Origin of the sequence: Sulfitobacter aquimarinus (assembly GCF_040149565.1) — a bacterium.
Taxonomy (GTDB): domain Bacteria; phylum Pseudomonadota; class Alphaproteobacteria; order Rhodobacterales; family Rhodobacteraceae; genus Sulfitobacter; species Sulfitobacter aquimarinus.
Genome location: NZ_JBEFLO010000002.1, coordinates 548,617 through 565,891, shown reverse-complemented (window position 1 = coordinate 565,891; position 17,275 = coordinate 548,617). Strand labels below are relative to the sequence as shown.

Annotated in this window: 20 protein-coding genes; 9 read left to right on the top strand and 11 right to left on the bottom strand. The window is 60.7% G+C overall.

Translation table 11 applies throughout. From position 1 onward, the window contains the following. Nucleotides 1-38: 38 nt before the first annotated feature. The 8 genes from ccoN (at nucleotide 39) to ccoS (ending at nucleotide 7,729) form a co-directional block, all read left to right on the top strand. Entirely contained in the window at nucleotides 39-1,643 is a 1,605-nt protein-coding gene (gene ccoN / locus ABMC88_RS06805; RefSeq protein WP_349576082.1) for a cytochrome-c oxidase, cbb3-type subunit I, read from the top strand. A 9-nt stretch (nucleotides 1,644-1,652) separates the two neighbouring features. Beyond that, nucleotides 1,653-2,378: a cytochrome-c oxidase, cbb3-type subunit II gene (gene ccoO, locus ABMC88_RS06800; RefSeq protein WP_349576081.1), complete on the top strand. Its 726-nt coding sequence runs from the start codon at nucleotides 1,653-1,655 to the stop codon at nucleotides 2,376-2,378. A gap of 13 nt (nucleotides 2,379-2,391) precedes the next feature. Beyond that, complete coding sequence (locus tag ABMC88_RS06795; protein ID WP_349576080.1) at nucleotides 2,392-2,589, top strand: cbb3-type cytochrome c oxidase subunit 3; 198 nt, start codon at nucleotides 2,392-2,394, stop codon at nucleotides 2,587-2,589. Further along, a complete protein-coding gene (ccoP, locus tag ABMC88_RS06790; protein WP_349576079.1) occupies nucleotides 2,582-3,445 on the top strand; it encodes a cytochrome-c oxidase, cbb3-type subunit III in 864 nt (287 codons plus the stop codon). The genes ABMC88_RS06795 and ccoP overlap by 8 nt, the downstream gene beginning before the upstream one ends. A gap of 171 nt (nucleotides 3,446-3,616) precedes the next feature. After that, nucleotides 3,617-5,035, top strand: coding sequence for a cytochrome c oxidase accessory protein CcoG (ccoG, locus tag ABMC88_RS06785; protein ID WP_349576078.1), 1,419 nt, complete (start codon nucleotides 3,617-3,619; stop codon nucleotides 5,033-5,035). After that, nucleotides 5,032-5,481 carry a FixH family protein gene (locus ABMC88_RS06780; protein ID WP_349576077.1) on the top strand — a complete coding sequence of 150 codons (450 nt, stop codon included), beginning with the start codon at nucleotides 5,032-5,034 and terminating at the stop codon, nucleotides 5,479-5,481. Before ccoG ends, ABMC88_RS06780 begins: the two co-directional genes overlap by 4 nt. Further along, nucleotides 5,478-7,595 (top strand): heavy metal translocating P-type ATPase, encoded by a 2,118-nt coding sequence (locus tag ABMC88_RS06775; protein ID WP_349576076.1) that lies wholly within the window; start codon nucleotides 5,478-5,480, stop codon nucleotides 7,593-7,595. The genes ABMC88_RS06780 and ABMC88_RS06775 overlap by 4 nt, the downstream gene beginning before the upstream one ends. Continuing rightward, nucleotides 7,592-7,729, top strand: coding sequence for a cbb3-type cytochrome oxidase assembly protein CcoS (gene ccoS, locus ABMC88_RS06770; RefSeq protein ID WP_349576075.1), 138 nt, complete (start codon nucleotides 7,592-7,594; stop codon nucleotides 7,727-7,729). Before ABMC88_RS06775 ends, ccoS begins: the two co-directional genes overlap by 4 nt. Nucleotides 7,730-7,768: 39 nt before the next feature. Here the strand turns inward: ccoS and ABMC88_RS06765 are convergent, their stop codons facing one another. Genes ABMC88_RS06765 through yajC form a run of 10 tightly spaced genes read right to left on the bottom strand, consistent with a single transcriptional unit; the run spans nucleotide 7,769 to nucleotide 14,555 of the window. Next, nucleotides 7,769-8,308 carry a DsbE family thiol:disulfide interchange protein gene (locus tag ABMC88_RS06765; protein WP_349576074.1) on the bottom strand — a complete coding sequence of 180 codons (540 nt, stop codon included), beginning with the start codon at nucleotides 8,306-8,308 and terminating at the stop codon, nucleotides 7,769-7,771. Next, nucleotides 8,295-8,456, bottom strand: coding sequence for a heme exporter protein CcmD (ccmD, locus tag ABMC88_RS06760; protein WP_349576073.1), 162 nt, complete (start codon nucleotides 8,454-8,456; stop codon nucleotides 8,295-8,297). Before ccmD ends, ABMC88_RS06765 begins: the two co-directional genes overlap by 14 nt. Next, nucleotides 8,456-9,187, bottom strand: a complete 732-nt coding sequence (locus ABMC88_RS06755) for a heme ABC transporter permease (RefSeq protein ID WP_349576072.1) — start codon at nucleotides 9,185-9,187, stop codon at nucleotides 8,456-8,458. Before ABMC88_RS06755 ends, ccmD begins: the two co-directional genes overlap by 1 nt. Before the next feature lie 50 nt (nucleotides 9,188-9,237). Next, a complete protein-coding gene (ccmB, locus tag ABMC88_RS06750) occupies nucleotides 9,238-9,894 on the bottom strand; it encodes a heme exporter protein CcmB (protein ID WP_349576071.1) in 657 nt (218 codons plus the stop codon). Continuing rightward, nucleotides 9,891-10,508, bottom strand: a complete 618-nt coding sequence (ccmA, locus tag ABMC88_RS06745) for a heme ABC exporter ATP-binding protein CcmA (protein WP_349576070.1) — start codon at nucleotides 10,506-10,508, stop codon at nucleotides 9,891-9,893. The genes ccmB and ccmA overlap by 4 nt, the downstream gene beginning before the upstream one ends. Nucleotides 10,509-10,512: 4 nt before the next feature. Continuing rightward, nucleotides 10,513-10,866: an Mth938-like domain-containing protein gene (locus ABMC88_RS06740; RefSeq protein ID WP_349576069.1), complete on the bottom strand. Its 354-nt coding sequence runs from the start codon at nucleotides 10,864-10,866 to the stop codon at nucleotides 10,513-10,515. Between the two features lie 3 nt (nucleotides 10,867-10,869). Continuing rightward, nucleotides 10,870-11,625 carry a sulfite exporter TauE/SafE family protein gene (locus ABMC88_RS06735; RefSeq protein ID WP_349576068.1) on the bottom strand — a complete coding sequence of 252 codons (756 nt, stop codon included), beginning with the start codon at nucleotides 11,623-11,625 and terminating at the stop codon, nucleotides 10,870-10,872. Further along, nucleotides 11,618-12,586 (bottom strand): protein translocase subunit SecF, encoded by a 969-nt coding sequence (gene secF, locus ABMC88_RS06730; RefSeq protein WP_349576067.1) that lies wholly within the window; start codon nucleotides 12,584-12,586, stop codon nucleotides 11,618-11,620. Before secF ends, ABMC88_RS06735 begins: the two co-directional genes overlap by 8 nt. 1 nt (nucleotide 12,587) lies before the next feature. Further along, a complete protein-coding gene (gene secD / locus ABMC88_RS06725; RefSeq protein ID WP_349576066.1) occupies nucleotides 12,588-14,237 on the bottom strand; it encodes a protein translocase subunit SecD in 1,650 nt (549 codons plus the stop codon). Between the two features lie 39 nt (nucleotides 14,238-14,276). Then, nucleotides 14,277-14,555, bottom strand: a complete 279-nt coding sequence (yajC, locus tag ABMC88_RS06720; RefSeq protein ID WP_349576065.1) for a preprotein translocase subunit YajC — start codon at nucleotides 14,553-14,555, stop codon at nucleotides 14,277-14,279. 227 nt (nucleotides 14,556-14,782) lie between these two features. On the opposite strand from yajC, the gene serS reads away from it, so the two are divergent. Continuing rightward, entirely contained in the window at nucleotides 14,783-16,075 is a 1,293-nt protein-coding gene (gene serS / locus ABMC88_RS06715) for a serine--tRNA ligase (RefSeq protein WP_349576064.1), read from the top strand. Here serS and ABMC88_RS06710 read toward each other — a convergent pair. Beyond that, nucleotides 16,072-17,235: a T6SS phospholipase effector Tle1-like catalytic domain-containing protein gene (locus tag ABMC88_RS06710; RefSeq protein WP_349576063.1), complete on the bottom strand. Its 1,164-nt coding sequence runs from the start codon at nucleotides 17,233-17,235 to the stop codon at nucleotides 16,072-16,074. The two genes, serS and ABMC88_RS06710, sit on opposite strands and share 4 nt — an antisense overlap. Between the last annotated feature and the right edge of the window lie 40 nt (nucleotides 17,236-17,275).

Genomic DNA, 17,275 nt, shown 5'->3' with positions numbered 1-17,275 from the left:
GCGCCAATTGGGGGCTCGACGCGAAACAGGGACATGTCATGGACTATGTGAAACTCATTCTTTTAGCGCTGGTGGTGCTGTTTTCGGCAGTGGCCAGCAGTTGGGCGCATGATATTGCGTATCAGGTACACGCCGTTCTAATTCTGGCAATTGCTTCGGGCATGTTTATCTGGGTGTTGCGCAACACCGATGAACCCAAGCCAGCGGTCGTCCAGCACAGCACATACGCAGATGGTGTGATCCGCGCTGGCGTGATCGCGACAGCCTTTTGGGGCATCGCGGGATTTCTGGTCGGGACGTTCATCGCCTTTCAGCTGGCCTTTCCCTCGCTGAACTTTGACTGGGCGCAACCTTATGCCAACTTCGGGCGTTTGCGGCCGCTGCATACCAGCGCCGTAATTTTTGCGTTTGGCGGGAACGCGCTGATCGCCACGTCTTTTTATGTCGTGCAACGCACCAGCGCGGTGCGCCTGTGGGGCGGCAACACGGCGTGGTTCGTGTTCTGGGGCTATCAGCTGTTTATCGTGCTGGCTGCCACGGGCTATTTGCTGGGGGCCACCCAGTCCAAAGAATACGCCGAGCCGGAATGGTACGTCGACATCTGGCTTACCATCGTTTGGGTCACCTATCTGGTTGTCTTCATGGGCACGATCTTTAACCGCAAAGAGCGTCACATCTATGTCGCCAACTGGTTCTACATGGCCTTTATCATCACAGTTGCCATGCTGCATGTGGTCAACAACCTGTCGGTGCCTGTCAGCATCTGGGGCAGCAAATCCGTGCAGGTCTTTTCGGGTGTGCAGGACGCGATGACCCAGTGGTGGTACGGCCACAACGCCGTTGGCTTCTTCCTGACTGCGGGTTTCCTTGGCATGATGTACTACTTTTTGCCCAAACAGGCGAACCGCCCTGTCTACAGCTATAAACTGTCCATCATCCACTTCTGGGCGCTGATCTTTCTCTACATCTGGGCGGGACCGCACCATTTGCACTACACCGCCCTGCCCGACTGGGCTGCAACACTCGGGATGGTGTTCTCGATCGTGCTGTGGATGCCCAGCTGGGGTGGCATGATCAACGGCCTGATGACCCTGCAAGGGGCATGGGACAAGCTGCGCACCGATCCGATCTTGCGGATGTTCGTGCTGTCTCTGGGCTTTTACGGCATGTCCACCTTTGAGGGTCCGATGATGTCGATCCGCGCTGTGAACTCTCTCAGCCACTATACCGACTGGACCATTGGCCACGTGCATTCCGGCGCATTGGGTTGGAACGGGATGATCACATTTGCCTGTATCTACTTCCTGACGCCACGCCTTTGGGGCCGCAAGCAGATGCATTCGATGGCCGCGATCAACTGGCACTTCTGGCTCGCGACCCTTGGCATCGTTTTGTACGCCGCCTCCATGTGGGTCACCGGTATTATGGAAGCGCTGATGTGGCGCGAAGTCGATGATCAGGGTTTCCTCGTGAATTCCTTCGCCGACACCGTGGCCGCCAAATACCCCATGTATGTGGTGCGCGGAACGGGCGGTATCCTGTTTCTGGGCGGTGCTTTGATCATGGTCTGGAACATGTTCATGACCATCCGCGGGGCCAAACCCGCGGACATCGCCTTGCCCCACGCAACCCCTGCAGAATAGGAGCCCACAATGGCCTTTCTTGACAAACACGCCATCCTTGAAAAAAGCCCGACGCTGCTTTTGACTGCCTCTTTGTTGGTCGTCACCATCGGCGGGATCGTGGAAATCGCGCCTTTGTTCTGGCTCGAAAACACCATCGAAGAGGTAGAGGGCATGCGCCCCTACTCGCCGCTGGAGCTGACGGGTCGCGACATCTATATCCGCGAGGGCTGCTATACCTGCCACAGCCAGATGATCCGCCCCATGCGCGACGAGGTGGAGCGGTACGGGCATTACTCACTGGCGGCGGAATCCATGTATGATCACCCGTTCCAGTGGGGCTCCAAGCGCACCGGCCCTGATGTGGCGCGTGTGGGCGGGCGGTATTCGGACGCTTGGCATGTGGACCATTTGCGTGACCCGCAATCCGTCGTGCCAGAAAGCATCATGCCCAAATATGCCTTCCTTGCAGACACGCGGATCAACGACAAACACATCGAGGCGCTGCTCTCGACGCACCGTTTTGTCGGCGTGCCCTACACGGACGAGCAGATCGAACAGGCCAGATCGGACTTTAACGTGCAGGCCGATCCCGACGCCGATTGGGATGCCATGCTCGAGCGGTATCCGGGTGCGGCTGTGTCCAACTTTGACGGCCAGCCCGAGCTGACCGAGATGGACGCGCTGATCGCTTATTTGCAGGTGCTTGGCACCATGGTCGATTTCTCGACCTTCACCCCTGACGCAAGCCGATAGAGAGGATTTCACGATGGAAACCTACAGCCTTTTACGACAGTTCGCAGACAGTTGGGTGCTGCTTGCGATGTTTGTGTTCTTCATCTGTGCAGGCATCTGGGCCTTTTTGCCCAGCCAAAGCAACGCACGGACCCAAGCCAGCATGATCCCGCTGCGCGATGATAAACCCGTAGCCGACCCCGCAAACGCGAAAGGACCAACCGATGTCTGACCGCAAGATTGACGACGAAACCGGCGTCGAGACAACTGGCCACAGCTGGGATGGCATCGAAGAGCTGAACAACCCGCTGCCCCGCTGGTGGCTTTGGACGCTGTATCTGACGATCATCTGGGGCATCGGCTATACCATCGCCTACCCTGCATGGCCGATGATCTCGTCCGCGACGTCGGGGACGATGGGCTGGTCCACACGGGCCAATGTGGCGCAGGACATCGCCGATCATGACGCGAAGAACGCCGATTTGGTTACCAACCTGCTGGCCGCTGATATGGAGACTTTGCCGCAAGATGAAGCACTTAATCGCTATGCGGTGGCCCGTGGCGGCGCGGTGTTCCGCGCCCAGTGTTCGCAGTGCCACGGCTCTGGTGCGGCGGGGGCCGTTGGCTATCCCAACTTGCTGGATAACGACTGGCTTTGGGGCGGCTCGATGGAGAACATCATGCTGACTGTTGCCCACGGCGTGCGCAACGACACGGACGAGGACGCCCGCTGGTCCGAGATGCCCGCATTCGGCGAGCTGCTGGAAGCCGAAGAGATCGAGGCGGTGGTGGAATACGTCATCTCCCTTTCGCATCCTGAAAATGCGGGGCCTTTGGCGCAAACAGGGGCCGAGCTTTTTGCGGATAACTGCACCGCCTGCCACGGTGAGACAGGACTGGGCGATGCGGAGATGGGCGCCCCCAATCTGGCTGACGAAATCTGGCTCTATGGCGGCGATCGCGCCACGCTGACGGCGACCATCACCAACTCACGGTTTGGCGTTATGCCCGCGTGGGGCCAGCGGCTGCGCGATGAAGACGTGCGTGCGGTCACGGCCTATGTGCACGCGCTTGGCGGTGGCGAATAAGCCATCAACGCCAAATCAAACAGGGCCTCTGACCTTTCCCCGGCCTAACCAGAGGCCCCGTTCCCCTGCCCCCCGAAGAGACCTGTCTTTTCGGGGGGCAGGACTTGATACAGATCAAGGTACGCGGGTGCGGCCTGCGATATTCTGGATCGGCAAACAGGAATCACAGCTATGTCCGACGGTCCAGTCCCCTCTCTTTATGCCCCTCAGGAACCGATCTTTCCCCGCAAGGTGAAGGGCTTCTTCCGCACGTTCAAATGGTGGATCATGGCGGTCACGCTGGGTATCTACTACCTGACCCCGTGGATCCGCTGGGACCGTGGCGCAAGCCTGCCTGATCAGGCCGTGTTGATCGACATGGCCAACCGCCGCTTCTATTTCTTCTGGATCGAAATCTGGTCGCACGAGTTCTATTTCGTGGCGGGATTGCTCATTATGGCGGGGCTTGGGCTGTTCTTGTTCACCTCTGCCTTGGGGCGGGTCTGGTGTGGCTATGCCTGCCCGCAAACGGTTTGGACTGATTTGTTCATTCTGGTTGAGCGCTGGATTGAAGGCGACCGAAACGCCCGCGTCCGCCTGTGGAAAGGCGCATGGACCGCCCGCAAATGGCGCTTGCGGATCACCAAATGGATCGTCTGGCTCTGTATCGCTGTGGCAACGGGCGGCGCGTGGGTGTTCTACTTTGCCGATGCGCCCACTTTGCTGGCCAGCCTTCTGACCTTCACCGCGCATCCCGTTGCTTATATCACCATCGCGATCCTGTCGCTGACCACCTTTGTCTTTGGCGGGTTCATGCGCGAACAGGTATGCATCTATATGTGCCCGTGGCCGCGCATTCAGGCCGCGATGATGGACCCTGACACGATCACTGTCGCCTACCGCGACTGGCGCGGCGAGCCGCGTGGCAAAAAGCGGGACGCCTCCGAAGGCGATTGCATAGACTGCATGGCTTGCGTCAATGTCTGCCCGATGGGCATCGACATCCGCGACGGCCAACAGATGGAGTGTATTACCTGCGCGCTGTGCATTGATGCCTGCGACGACGTGATGGACAAAATCGGCAAGCCCCGCGGGTTGATCGACTATTTTGCCCTGTCGGACGAACCGGCCGAGCGTGCAGGCGCCGCCCCCAAGCCCGTGTGGAAACACATCCTGCGGCCGCGCACCTTGCTTTATACTGCGCTTTGGTCTGCCATTGGCATTGGACTGGTCTATGCCCTGTTCATCCGCAGCGACATCGAGCTGACTGTCAGCCCCGTGCGCAACCCGACCTATGTGCTGCAATCCGACGGTGCCATCCGCAACATCTATGACGTGCGTTTGCGCAACAAACTGGGCGAGGATCGCACCTTTTCGCTGAACCTCACCAGCGAGGCGATATTGCGGATCGAGCTGGAAAGCAGAGGCCAAGCGGTCGCTGTGCAAGTGCCCGCGGACACCACAATCCTGCAACGCGTCTATGTCACGGCACGCCCGCAAGACAGCGCCGCCTCCAGCGCCAGCACCCCGCTGCGCCTTTGGGTCACCGACCGCGAAAGCGGCGATTCCGCCCACCAGTCAACCATCTTCAACGGAAGGGAAAAACCATGACACAGATAAAAGGATGGCACGTTCTTATGTGGTTTTGCATGGCCTTTGCCGTGATCATCGGCGTGAACCTCACGCTCGCCTATCAGGCGGTCCGCACTTTTCCGGGTCTTGAGGTGCGCAATTCCTACATTGCCAGCCAGTCGTTTGACACCAATCGCACCGCCCAGACTGCATTGGGCTGGGATGTGTCCGCGACCCTGACGGACCACACCCTGTCGTTGATCGTGCTGGAGGACGGCACCCCCGTCGCGCCTGTGGTTGAACAGGCCACATTCGGGCGGGCCACAAATGTGCAGTTCGACGAGACGCCCGAGTTCACCTTTGACGGACAGGCATTGCGGGCGCAGGTCATCGCGGGTGAGGGCAACTGGAACCTGCGGCTGAAACTGCGGGCTGCCGATGGCACCTTGTTCCAGCAACGGGTGATCGTCGAGGTCGCCCCGTGACCGCCGCCTGCGCCGCCTGCGTTGCCGTCCCCACGCCCGAGCCTGTGGATCTGTCGCAAAGCCTCCAGTTCTCCCTGCCAACAATTCATTGCGCCGCCTGCATCGGCAAGATCGAGCGCGGCCTCGCTCCCCTGCCCGGTGTTTCTGGCGTGCGGGTCAATCTGTCGCTCAAGCGTCTGACGGTTGCGGGCACCATAGAGCCGTCCGAGATTCTGGCCGCGCTGAACGATTTGGGGTTCACGGCCTACCCGCTCGACCTTGATGCCCTGACTGCCACAGGCGATGATGCGGGCCGCGCCTTGCTGACACGGTTGGCCGTGGCAGGGTTTGCGATGATGAACGTGATGCTGTTGTCCGTGGCCATCTGGTCGGGGGCAACAGACGCAACCCGCGACCTCTTCCACCTGATCTCGGCGATGATCACCCTGCCCGTGATTGCCTTTTCCGCCCAGCCGTTTTTCCAGAATGCATGGAGCGCCCTGCGCAAGCGCCGTCTGAACATGGACGTGCCGATTTCGCTGGCGATTATTCTGGCGGCGGGGATGTCATTGTTCGAGACTTTGAACAGCGGCGCACATGCCTATTTCGACGCCGCGCTATCGCTGACATTCTTCCTGTTGGTCGGGCGCTATATGGACCACCGCACGCGCAGTGCCGCGCGCTCTGCCGCGAAAGAGCTGACCGCACTGGAGGTGCAAACCGCGCAACGTATCACCGACGGCGAACAAGAAACAGTTGCCGTCTCGGCGCTGAGCGTTGGTGACATTCTGTCGATCCCCACAGGTGCAAGGGTTCCCGTCGACGGTGTGCTTTTGTCCTCTACCGCGCTGATGGACCGCTCGTTTCTGACAGGGGAAAGCGCCGCGATCGAGCTGGCGCAAGACGCAACTGTGCAGGCAGGCGAGATCAACATCGCGGCAGCAGTGAAGATGCGGGCCACTGTGGTGGGACAGGATACAACCCTGCGCCGTATGGCAGCCATGATCGAGACCGCCGAAAACGGGCGCAACAGCTATACAGCCTTGGCCGACCGCGCCGCACAGATTTATGCGCCCGCCGTGCATCTGCTTGCGCTGCTGGCCTTTGCGGGATGGGTCTTTGCGACAGGTGACATACGCCATGCGGTTAACGTGGCCATTGCAGTGCTGATCATCACCTGCCCCTGCGCCCTCGGGCTTGCCGTGCCTGCGGTGACGACTGCCGCGATCAGCCGCCTGTTCGCGATGGGCTATCTGGTGAAACATGCCACCGCACTAGAGCGGCTGGCAGAGGTCACACAGGTGATCTTTGACAAGACCGGCACGCTGAGCGTCGCATCCGTTGCCCTGCCCGACACGCTGACGCCTGCGCAGGCGCAGGTGGCCAAGGCGCTGGCTCAGGCATCCATGCACCCGTTGTCGCGGGCTTTGGACACGGCGCTGAAAGACGTACACCCCGCCGAAGTGACCGGGATTTCAGAGACCGCAGGCCAAGGCATCACAGGTCGCTGGAACGGGCAAACCGTACGGCTAGGGCGCGGTGGCTGGCTCGGTGCGCCGTTCACAGACCTTGGGCTGCAAATCGCGGACGGGCCTGCGTGCCGTTTTGAAAACAGCGAAGCCCTGCGCGACGGCGTGCGCGAGGCCATCGACAACCTTGATCTGCCCTGCGAGATCGTGACAGGCGACGCGCCCGCACCCGCGCAGCGCTTTGCCGCGCCTTTGGGCCTGCCCGTGACAGCAGACGTGCGCCCGACTGAAAAGCTGCGTCTTTTGGAAGATCGCACCGAGGACGGCGCGTTGGTTTTGATGGTCGGTGACGGGCTGAACGATACGGCGGCACTTGCTGCGGCCCATGCCTCCATCGCGCCTGCAACCGCGCTTGATGCCTCGCGCAGCGCGTCGGATGTGGTGATCCTCAAGGACAGCTTTGCCGAGCTGCCGTTTCTGTTGCGCATCGCCCGCCTGACGCGGCACCTGTCGACGCAGAATTTCGCGATTGCGGCGGTCTACAACGCAATTGCGATTCCGATTGCTTTGGCAGGCTACGCCACCCCACTGGCCGCCGCATTGGCAATGTCGGCGTCTTCGATTACCGTATTGCTCAACGCTCAACGTATCAGGATAGCACAATGAATGTTCTTGTCGTTCTCATCCCCGTCTCCCTCGTTTTAGGGGCTGCGGGTCTGGCCGCCTTTATCTGGACCGTGCGCAGTGACCAATACGACGATGAAAAAGGCAATGCCGCGCGGATCTTGCTGGACGACTAGCGGCCCCTCCCCCACGGCGGGTGGGAAAGAGCCACGGGCCTAGTTGCCCTGCGCCGCCTCCAGCGCAGGCAGGAACCTTTGTTCAAAGTCGCTACCGATCAGCGGACCGGCAAAGCGGAACAGCACGATCCCGTCCGCATCAAGGATGAACGTCTCGGGCGGGGCGGTCACGCCCCAGTCGATGGCAGTGCGCCCTTGGGGGTCAAAGCCCACAGCGGCAAAGGGGTTGTCGTCCTCGATCAGGTATTGCGCGGCGTTGCGTTCGGTATCCTTGAAGTTGATACCGATCAGGTTGATGCCCTGCGCCTGCATTTCCAGCAACTTTGGATGTTCGGCGCGGCAGGGCGGGCACCAGCTGGCCCAAAAATTCACCAACGTCACCTGACCCGCCGCCAGCATGTCGGGGGTCAGCGGCGTAAACCCCTGCAACGGCTTTTCAGGCACGCCGGGGGCCGCCTTCCCGATCATCGTTGACGGGATGCCATTGGGATCATCGCGGTACATGCCCACAGCCGCCAAGGCCACAAACGCCGCAAAGATCAGCGGCGGGGCGATCATCATCGGGCTAATTTTTGCCATTGCGCGAGGTCTCCTCTTCGATCCGGCGCAACGCGGTGCGCGCCTTGCGGCCACGGCGCAGGGTCAGCGCCAACAGAACCACCAGCAGCCCGATCGACAGCCCGTAAGAAAGCAAAACGTATTCGGTGTATTTCCCCAAATCAGGCATCAGACATCCCTTTCCAAACGCACGGCCAACGCCTTTGTACGGCGCAGCGCGATCTCGGTGCCTGTGCGGTACAGCACCAGCGCGATAAACAGCAACGTGAAGCCCACAATCGACAGCACCAGCGGCTGCCAGAAAACGTCCGAGATGTTCTCTTCCTTATCAAGGCTCAGCGTCGCGCCCTGATGTAGCCCTTGGCTCCAGAACAGCACGGCGTACCGTGACATCAGCGCAAAGACCGAGCCAACAAGGCACAAGATCGCGGTCAGATCGGCGGCGGTGTCGGGGTCCTCAATCGCCTCCCACAGGGCGATGTAGCCCAGATAGAAAAGGAACAGGATCAGAAACGAGGTCAGGCGCGGATCCCACGCCCACCATGTGCCCCAGATGGGCTGGCCCCAGATTGCCCCCGTCAACAGGCCGATCACCGTCATCACCAGCCCCACAGGCGCCGCCGCACGGGCCGCGAGGGCGCTGACGTGATGGCGACGGACCAGCCAGATCAACGAGGCCACCAGCATCATCATCCACGCATTGACCGCAATCCACGCCGAGGGGACGTGAATATAGATGATCTTGATCGAGGCACCCTGACGGAAATCATCAGGGGTGAAAAAGAACCCCCAGATCAGCCCGACACCGATACCGATTGCCGCCACAGCCCAGGCAAAGGGCTGCACCTTGGCGCTCAGCGCCAGAAACTTGACCGGATTTGCATATTCCCAAAGTGACATGAGAGGTCCCTAATACTTCGTTGTTAAAGGCTCAATGGGCAACTGCGCCCTCACCTGATTGTCATCCGCAAGGCGGCAGCCGCGGCAAAGGGCAGCAAGGCGACAGCACCAAGGCTGATCCCCGCCAGCAACACCAGCGGCGTTTGCGCATCCATCAACGCCGCGCCGCGCCGCGCCGCCTCGGCCCCGAAGATCAGCGTCGGCACATAGAGCGGCAACACCAGCAACGACATAAGCAAGCCCCCCCGTTTGATCCCGACCGTCAGCGCCGCGCCAAAGGTCCCGATCATCGACAGCGCAGGCGTGCCCAGCAGCAATGACAGGACAAGCCAGCCGTAGCCGCCCGCAGGCAAGCTCAGCAAGATACCCAAAACGGGGGCAGCCAAGACCAAAGGCAGCCCCGTGGTGATCCAATGCGCCAACGCCTTGACCGCCAGTGCGGCCTCCAACGGCAAAGGGGCTGTGGCCAGCACATCCAAAGTGCCGTCTTCGAAATCCAGCGCCAACAGACGATCCAGAGACAGAAGACAAGCGAGGAGCGCCCCGAGCCACAGGACACCTGGGGCGATGGAAGCGAGGAGCGCGCTTTGCGGGCCAACACTAAACGGCACCAGCACGACCAAAATCAAAAAGAACGCAAGGCCAAGGCCAAAGCCCCCGCCCGCACGAATGGCCAGCCGCAAGTCACGGATCAACAGCGCGGTCATAAAAATGCCTCGTCACTGGCGCCGTGAAGGGCCGTGGGGGCCGCCCGCAGATCGCTGACATCCAGCACCTGCGCCTCTAGCCCTAGATTAATATGTGTGGCCAGCAGCGCCATACCTCCCCCCGCCAGATGCGCCCGCACCGCATCCGCGAACATCGCCACAGCACCTGTGTCCAAAGATACCGTCGGCTCGTCCAGCACCCACAAGGGGCGACCCGTTACCATCAGCCGCGCCAGCCCCGCACGCCGCTTTTGCCCCGCCGACAGCGTGCCTGCCAACCGATCGGCCAGAGGCGTCAGAGCATAGGCTTGCAAGGCGGGTTCAATATCTCTTTGCCCGTAAACGGCGGCCCAGAAATGCAGGTTCTCGGCCACGCTCAGCATCGCCTTTAGCCCGTCCGCATGGCCTGCATAGGCGACCGTGTCCACCGCACCCTCAATCTGTCCTGACAGAGGCGGTTGCAGCCCTGCAATCGTGCGCATCAATGTGGTTTTGCCCGATCCGTTGGGCCCGCGCAGCACCAGCGCCTCACCCGCGGTCAACGCAAACGACACCCCGCTGAGGACGGGCACGCCGCCACGGGCCACGGCCACATCTGTCAGACGCAGGCCCATCCGCCTAGACCGGCAACATGGCAAGGGCCACGCGGCGCCCCTCGCTCAGCAGTATGTTATAGGTGCGTGCCGCGGCGGGGGAGGCCATCGTCTCGATCCCCGCGCCCATCTGCTCCAGCTGTTCGCGCAGACCTGCGGGCAGATGGGCGATCTCGGCCCCTGTGCCGATGAAAATCACATCCGTCTCCGGCACCAGCGCCTCAAGGGCTGCCACATCATCCAGGCCGCCCCACGTGCGCGTGCCGGAGGGTGCGGTAATCACCGCCCCCTCGATCACCTGACCGCCAATGCGGAAAAAACCGGGGCCGTACCCCTCTACTGGTTTGGCGTCGTTAAACACAATCTCATTCAGGCGCATGGGTCATCCCTTCCAAACTGGCAGGCCGATGATAGCGGATGCTGCGATGACAAGGTAGGCCACGCCCCGAAAAAGACGCTCGTTCGCGGGGTCAAAAAGCCGCGCCCCCAACATGTTTGCAATAAGGTTGGGGATGCCGACCAGCGCACCCAGCAAAACGATGGGCCAACTGATCAGGCCAAAGGCCCACAGCATCGGGAACAACAGCAAATCCAACCCCACCAGATACAGCAGAAAATTCGCTCGAATGACCGAGATCGGCAGTTTGCTCGCCATATAGAGCATGATGACGGGCGGTCCGGGAATCCCCGCAAAGCCGGTCATAAAGCCGCCCACCGCACCCGTCATCACCGTCAACCGCGTCGTCAACGCGCCCTTCAGCCGCCAGCCCGACATGGTCAGCACCAAAAGCACCATCACCAAACCCGACACCACCCAGCCAAAGGCCGTCGCATCCATCGAGGTCAGCGCCCAGATGCCCAACGGCAGCGCCATTACCGCCCCGCAGATCAGCAGCCCCACATCACGCGGCGCGCCGTCGCGCCATGCAGCGGGTGCATTGGGCAGCGGACCAACCACTTCGGCCACAATCAGGAAAATAACCGCCTCAACAGGCGACAACACCGAACTGGCCACAGGCATGATGATCATGGCAGAGCCAAAGCCCGCAAACCCGCGCACCAATCCTGCGACAAAGACCGCAGCAACCAACCAGACAAGCCCCTCGGTCGCGAAGGCCGAGGCAAGCATGTCAGGCATCAATATTCGCGTATTGGCCGCTGGCACTTGGATCTGTCTTGGACCAATCGCGTTTCACGCCAAAGTACAGCAGTGCCGCCGTGGCCACAAAGATCGACGAATAGGTGCCCACAATCACGCCCCAGATCATCGCAAAGACGAAGCCACGGATCACATCCCCACCCAGCACAAACAGCGCAATCAGCGCCAGCAGCGTGGTCACGGATGTCATGAATGTCCGGCTCAGCGTTTCGTTGATCGAGATGTTCAAGACTTCTTTCAGCGGGCGTTTCTTGTACTTGCGCAAGTTCTCGCGGACGCGGTCAAACACCACCACCGTATCGTTGAGCGAGTAGCCCACGATGGTCAGCAAGGCCGCAATGATCGCCAGATCAAACCTGATTTGCAATTCCGAGAAGACACCAATCGTCAGCACCACGTCATGTACCAGCGCCAGCACGGCACCCGCTGCAAACTGCCACTCGAACCGCAACCAGATATAGATCAGCACCGCCCCGATCGCGAGGACCACGGCGATGATGGCCGTGTTGATCAACTCACCCGAGACCTTGGGCCCCACAGATTCGACAGAAACAAATTTGATGTCGGGCCGCACGGTCTTTAGCGCGCCTTCTACGGCCTCGATCACCTCTGTGGTCACCGCCTCTTGGTCATCTTGGGCCTGAATGCGGATCATGGCCACGTTTTGGTCATCGCGAAACTGCGGATCAAAAACTTCGGTGATCGTAATGTCACCCAGCTCCAGCGCCGCCATGGCATCGCGGTATTCCGACACCACCACAGGCAGCGGCGATTCCGTGCGCACGGTTGTCCCGCCGCGGAAGTCGATGCCAAAATTCAGCCCTTGGAGAGCGAACGAAGCCGCGGCAACCACCACCATCAACGCCGAGATTCCCAACCACAGTTTCCAACGGGTGAAGAAGTCGAAGTTCGTGTTTTCTTTTACAAGTCTGAGGCGCATATCAAAGCTCGATTGTTTTGGGACGGCGGCGTTCATACCAGATAACCACCATCAGACGTGTGACAAAAATCGCCGTAAAGACGGATGTAAGGATGCCGATCCCCAGCGTGATCGCAAAGCCGCGCACAGGACCCGACCCCATGGCGAACAGGATAACGGCCGTGATGAACGTGGTGATGTTGGCATCCAGAATAGCGCTGAGCGCCTTTTCATAGCCCAGCGCAATGGCGCGTGCAGGGCCTTTGGAGGTGCGCAACTCTTCGCGGATACGCTCAAAGATCAGCACATTCGCGTCCACGGCCATACCCACGGTCAACACGATGCCCGCAATACCCGGCAGGGTCAGGGTCGCGCCGATCAGGCTCAGCAAGCCGAACAGCAGCCCTACGTTGATGACGAGGGCGATATTGGCGAAGATGCCGAACATTCCGTAGGCCGCAAACATAAAGAACAAGACGGCTGCGAAGGCGACGATGGTCGCAACCTTGCCTGCATCAATGCTGTCTTGACCCAACTCTGGCCCGATGGTGCGCTCTTCAAGGAAATCGAGCTTGGCAGGCAGTGCACCCGCACGCAAAAGCACGGCCAACCGCGTCGATTCCTCGACCGAGAAGTTACCCGTGATAATGCCCGAGCCACCGGGGATGTGGCTTTGGATGGTGGGGGCGCTGACGACTTCGTCATCCAGCACAATCGCGAAGGGCGAGCCGATGTTTTCGGCCGTGTAGTCACCGAACTTGCGCGCGCCGCTGGTGTTGAACCGGAAGCTGACGGCAGGGCCGCCGTTCTGGTCAAAGCTGGGCTGCGCATCGACCAGTTCTTCACCGGTCACAACAGGCGCACGCTCGATCACATAATAAACGCCCGCATCATCCAGCGACGGGACGATCTTGTTGCCGAAACCCGCATTGTCAGAGGCGTCGGTGGTGAAACGCACAACGGGGCTGAATGTTAGCTGGGCGGTGGTGCCGATGATCTCTTTCAGCTCGGCGGCTGATCCGATGCCCGGCACCTGAATTAGAATTCGCTGGGTGCCTTGGCGCTGGATCGTAGGCTCGCGCGTGCCGACCTCGTCGATGCGGCGGCGGATGATTTCCAGCGATTGCTGCATTGTCCGCTCGTCCGTGGCGCTTTTTTCAGCGTCCGACAGCGCTACGGTGATGATGCCATTGTCGCCAGACACCACGATGTCGTTGGCCCCTGCCCCTGTCAGGGTTTGTACAGGCACCGCAAGGCCACGCACGATCTGCATCGCTTCGGCCATCTTGGTCGCATCGCTCAACCGAAAGCGGAGCGTGCCCACCTCGGATTGCACTTCGTTCACAGGGGTCAGCCCGCGCACAGCATCGCGCACAACGGGCCACATCGCATCCATGCGGGCGGCATAGACGTCTTCGACCCGCACTTCGGCCAGCAGATGCGCACCGCCGCGCAGATCAAGACCCAGATTAACCAGACCGTTGGGCAGGAAATCAGGCCACAGCGCCCGCTGCGCCTCCAACTCGGGCGTATTGCCCGACAGCGCGATCTCTTTGACGGCGTCATTATGCCCCTCGACGGGACCGTAAAACGCATTTGGCATAGCCAGCAAAAGGCCGACCGCACAGGTCAGCCAGATCGCAATGCGTTTCCAAAGGGATATCTGGAGCATGAGCCGCCCGCCTTTTGTCTTATACTTGGGAGTGCAGGCTTACTTGGCCGGCTCTGTCTTGTTGATCACGGTCGCGATGGTTGACTGGATCACGCGCACTTTGACGCCATCCGCGACCTCAAGCTCAAGCTCGCCGTCTTCTTTGACTTTGACGACTTTGCCGATGATCCCGCCTTGGGTCACGACCTGATCGCCACGGCGCAGCGCTGCAACCATCGCCTGATGGTCCTTCAGCTTTTTCTGCTGCGGACGGATCAGCAGGAAATACATGATCGCAAAGATCAGAATGAGGGGGATAAACTGCTCGATACCTGCCATGGAGGTGTCCTTTTTACGCGTCTGTCAGGGGCGCATGCCCCCTTCTGTTGAGTTCGCCAGAACCTATGCGCGGGTGCAGGTGTTTGCAAGGACCCCGCGCCCTAAATACAGGGTGTTTACCGAAGATTAACCGCTCCTCCGTAGGCGCCCGGGGCGTGCCCCCTATTCTGGCGGGAAATTATCGGCCATAAGCGCCGAACACGATTCACCAAACGAAGGACCTCACCATGCATGACATCCGCGCTATCCGCGACAATCCCGATGCTTTTGACGCTGCTTTGGCGCGGCGTGGTGATGCGGCGCTGTCGTCGCAGGTTCTGGAACTGGACACCGCGCGCCGCGCCAAAATTCAGGCGGCAGAGGCGGCGCAGGCCGACCAGAACGCCGCCTCCAAACAGGTGGGCGCGGCCAAGGCTAAAGGCGACGAGGCCGAGTTCGAGCGCCTGCGCGCGCTGGTGTCCGACAAAAAGGCCGAAGTCGCCACCATGCAGGCCGAGGCCAAGGAGCTGGACGCCCAGTTGACCGACATGCTGGCCCGTATTCCGAACACCCCCGCCGATGACGTGCCCGAAGGCGCGGATGAGGCCGACAATGTCGAGGTCAAGACATGGGGCGATGTGCCGACCTTCGCCTTCACCCCGCGTGAGCATTTCGATCTGGATAGCGTCGCGGCCAGCATGGATTTCGAGACAGCAGCCAAAACATCGGGGGCGCGGTTTGTCATGCTCAAACGCGGCGTGGCACGTATCCACCGTGCGCTGGCGCAGTTCATGCTCGACACGCATGTAGATGAAAACGGACTGACGGAAGTGAACACTCCCGTGCTGGTGCGCGACGAGGCGATGTATGGCACGGACAAGCTGCCGAAATTCGGCGAAGACAGCTATAAAACCGAAGAAGGCATGTGGCTGGTCCCGACCTCCGAAGTGCCGCTGACCTATACCGTCGCGGGCGATGTGCTGGAGGCCGCCGATCTGCCCCGCCGCATGACCGCGCACACCCTGTGCTTCCGCTCCGAGGCGGGATCGGCGGGCCGCGATACATCGGGCATGTTACGCCAGCACCAGTTTGAAAAGGTCGAGATGGTCAGCATCACCCTGCCGGAGGACTCAGACGCCGAGCAAAAGCGCATGTTGGGCTGCGCCGAAGGCATCCTTGAGGCCTTGGGTATCCCCTACCGCACGGTGATCTTGTGCACGGGCGACATGGGGTTCGGCGCGCGCCGCACCTACGACATCGAAGCCTGGCTGCCGGGACAAGACGCCTACCGCGAGATCAGCTCGGTCTCGACCACGGGTGATTTTCAGGCACGCCGCATGAATGCACGGTTCAAACCCGCCGAGGGGGGCAAGCCGCAGTTCGTGCATACGCTCAACGGTTCGGGCCTTGCGGTGGGGCGCTGCCTGATCGCGGTGCTGGAAAACGGCCAGCAGGAAGACGGCACTGTGCAACTGCCCGCCGTGCTTGCCCCCTATCTGGGTGGCAAGACGGTACTGTCGCTGGACGGCACGCTGGCCTAGTCCTCCTTTGGCGCATTGCCAAAGAGTTCCGGCATCAGCCTGAGCAATGACTTGGGGCGGTAATCGCGCCGCCCCTTGATCCGCGCTGCCGCACTGGCCGACAGTGCGATAGGATGCTCCGGCCCGCTGCGCCATTTCAACAAATGCCCCGCAACCGTGTAGAGCCACGGCACCCGCGTCAGCTCTGCACTGTTGGAAAGCGGATCGGGGGTGGCGTCCAGCAAGGTCTGCATATCAATTTCAAGCCCCGCCTGCTGTGCGCCTGCTGCTATCCATTCAAGCGTGTCTTCGGTCAGCCCGCGTGATTTTGCTGTCGCGCCGCCAAGGATCGCGTGGTTGCCTACAAACCAAAGCTGTTGGTAGGGGCGCGTGTCGCTGGTGTCGCCTTGATTAAGGCCCGGCCCCTGCTCCGTATCCTCCAGATTGGTCCACAGCGACGGTTTGTAAAATATCCGCCGCTCGTCCAGCGCCACAGCGTGACGCGCCGCACTGACCAGTGAGGTAAGCGAGGTATCGTGAAAGCGGAACTTCTTGTTCCACAGGGTCGCGATCTGCCCCAAAATCGGCTCAGGCAGGCCAAGCGCGCCAACCGTATCCCACACCCCGACATAGGCGATCTGGACCTTGTGGTGGTTGCCACCATCGTCCCACGGATGCGCCATGCGCCATTCCAGATCCTGTTGTGAGGTGGCCGCATGGGGCGACAGGCTGCGCCGTGCGGACAAGGTTCTGAGCGTATCAGGCCGATGCGCGTGCCCGCGAGAGCGGTAGAGGTCAAAGGCTTTGTCGACATTTGCCGCCGTGGGGTCTGCGACGATCCCGCATTTGCGGATCATGCCCGTCAAGGAACGTGCCGTATAGGCCCCCCGCGAAAAGCCGAAAATGAAAATCTCGTCGCCCGCCTCGTATTGCTCGCACAAGGTGGTGTAGGCTGCTTTGATATGGTCGTTCAGCCCCCAGCCAAACAGCCCGCCGCCGACCTTCATGGCGATCTTTTCGACAAAGCCGGGGGTGTCGTCGCCAGTGCCGACCCCTTCGAAGTAATGCGTATGTTGGGCGTTGGTGTTGGGCGTCTTGCCCCACAGCCGCACCACATGGGTTGGTTGCGGCATTTTCGGGGTGTCCCATGTGCCGTCGCAAAAAATCGCGATCCGTGCCATTGGCATTCTTCCTTTTCGCTTTATCTCGATCAGAAATTCC

Bases quoted from the DNA above. Each gene is read 5' to 3' on its own strand.
- ccoN (WP_349576082.1), top strand. From the start codon at position 39: ATGGACTATGTGAAACTCATTCTTTTAGCGCTGGTGGTGCTGTTTTCG.
- ccoO (WP_349576081.1), top strand. From the start codon at position 1,653: ATGGCCTTTCTTGACAAACACGCCATCCTTGAAAAAAGCCCGACGCTG.
- ABMC88_RS06795 (WP_349576080.1), top strand. From the start codon at position 2,392: ATGGAAACCTACAGCCTTTTACGACAGTTCGCAGACAGTTGGGTGCTG.
- ccoP (WP_349576079.1), top strand. From the start codon at position 2,582: ATGTCTGACCGCAAGATTGACGACGAAACCGGCGTCGAGACAACTGGC.
- ccoG (WP_349576078.1), top strand. From the start codon at position 3,617: ATGTCCGACGGTCCAGTCCCCTCTCTTTATGCCCCTCAGGAACCGATC.
- ABMC88_RS06780 (WP_349576077.1), top strand. From the start codon at position 5,032: ATGACACAGATAAAAGGATGGCACGTTCTTATGTGGTTTTGCATGGCC.
- ccoS (WP_349576075.1), top strand. From the start codon at position 7,592: ATGAATGTTCTTGTCGTTCTCATCCCCGTCTCCCTCGTTTTAGGGGCT.
- ABMC88_RS06765 (WP_349576074.1), bottom strand. From the start codon at position 8,308: ATGGCAAAAATTAGCCCGATGATGATCGCCCCGCCGCTGATCTTTGCG.
- ccmD (WP_349576073.1), bottom strand. From the start codon at position 8,456: ATGCCTGATTTGGGGAAATACACCGAATACGTTTTGCTTTCTTACGGG.
- ABMC88_RS06755 (WP_349576072.1), bottom strand. From the start codon at position 9,187: ATGTCACTTTGGGAATATGCAAATCCGGTCAAGTTTCTGGCGCTGAGC.
- ccmB (WP_349576071.1), bottom strand. From the start codon at position 9,894: ATGACCGCGCTGTTGATCCGTGACTTGCGGCTGGCCATTCGTGCGGGC.
- ccmA (WP_349576070.1), bottom strand. From the start codon at position 10,508: ATGGGCCTGCGTCTGACAGATGTGGCCGTGGCCCGTGGCGGCGTGCCC.
- ABMC88_RS06740 (WP_349576069.1), bottom strand. From the start codon at position 10,866: ATGCGCCTGAATGAGATTGTGTTTAACGACGCCAAACCAGTAGAGGGG.
- ABMC88_RS06735 (WP_349576068.1), bottom strand. From the start codon at position 11,625: ATGCCTGACATGCTTGCCTCGGCCTTCGCGACCGAGGGGCTTGTCTGG.
- secF (WP_349576067.1), bottom strand. From the start codon at position 12,586: ATGCGCCTCAGACTTGTAAAAGAAAACACGAACTTCGACTTCTTCACC.
- secD (WP_349576066.1), bottom strand. From the start codon at position 14,237: ATGCTCCAGATATCCCTTTGGAAACGCATTGCGATCTGGCTGACCTGT.
- yajC (WP_349576065.1), bottom strand. From the start codon at position 14,555: ATGGCAGGTATCGAGCAGTTTATCCCCCTCATTCTGATCTTTGCGATC.
- serS (WP_349576064.1), top strand. From the start codon at position 14,783: ATGCATGACATCCGCGCTATCCGCGACAATCCCGATGCTTTTGACGCT.
- ABMC88_RS06710 (WP_349576063.1), bottom strand. From the start codon at position 17,235: ATGGCACGGATCGCGATTTTTTGCGACGGCACATGGGACACCCCGAAA.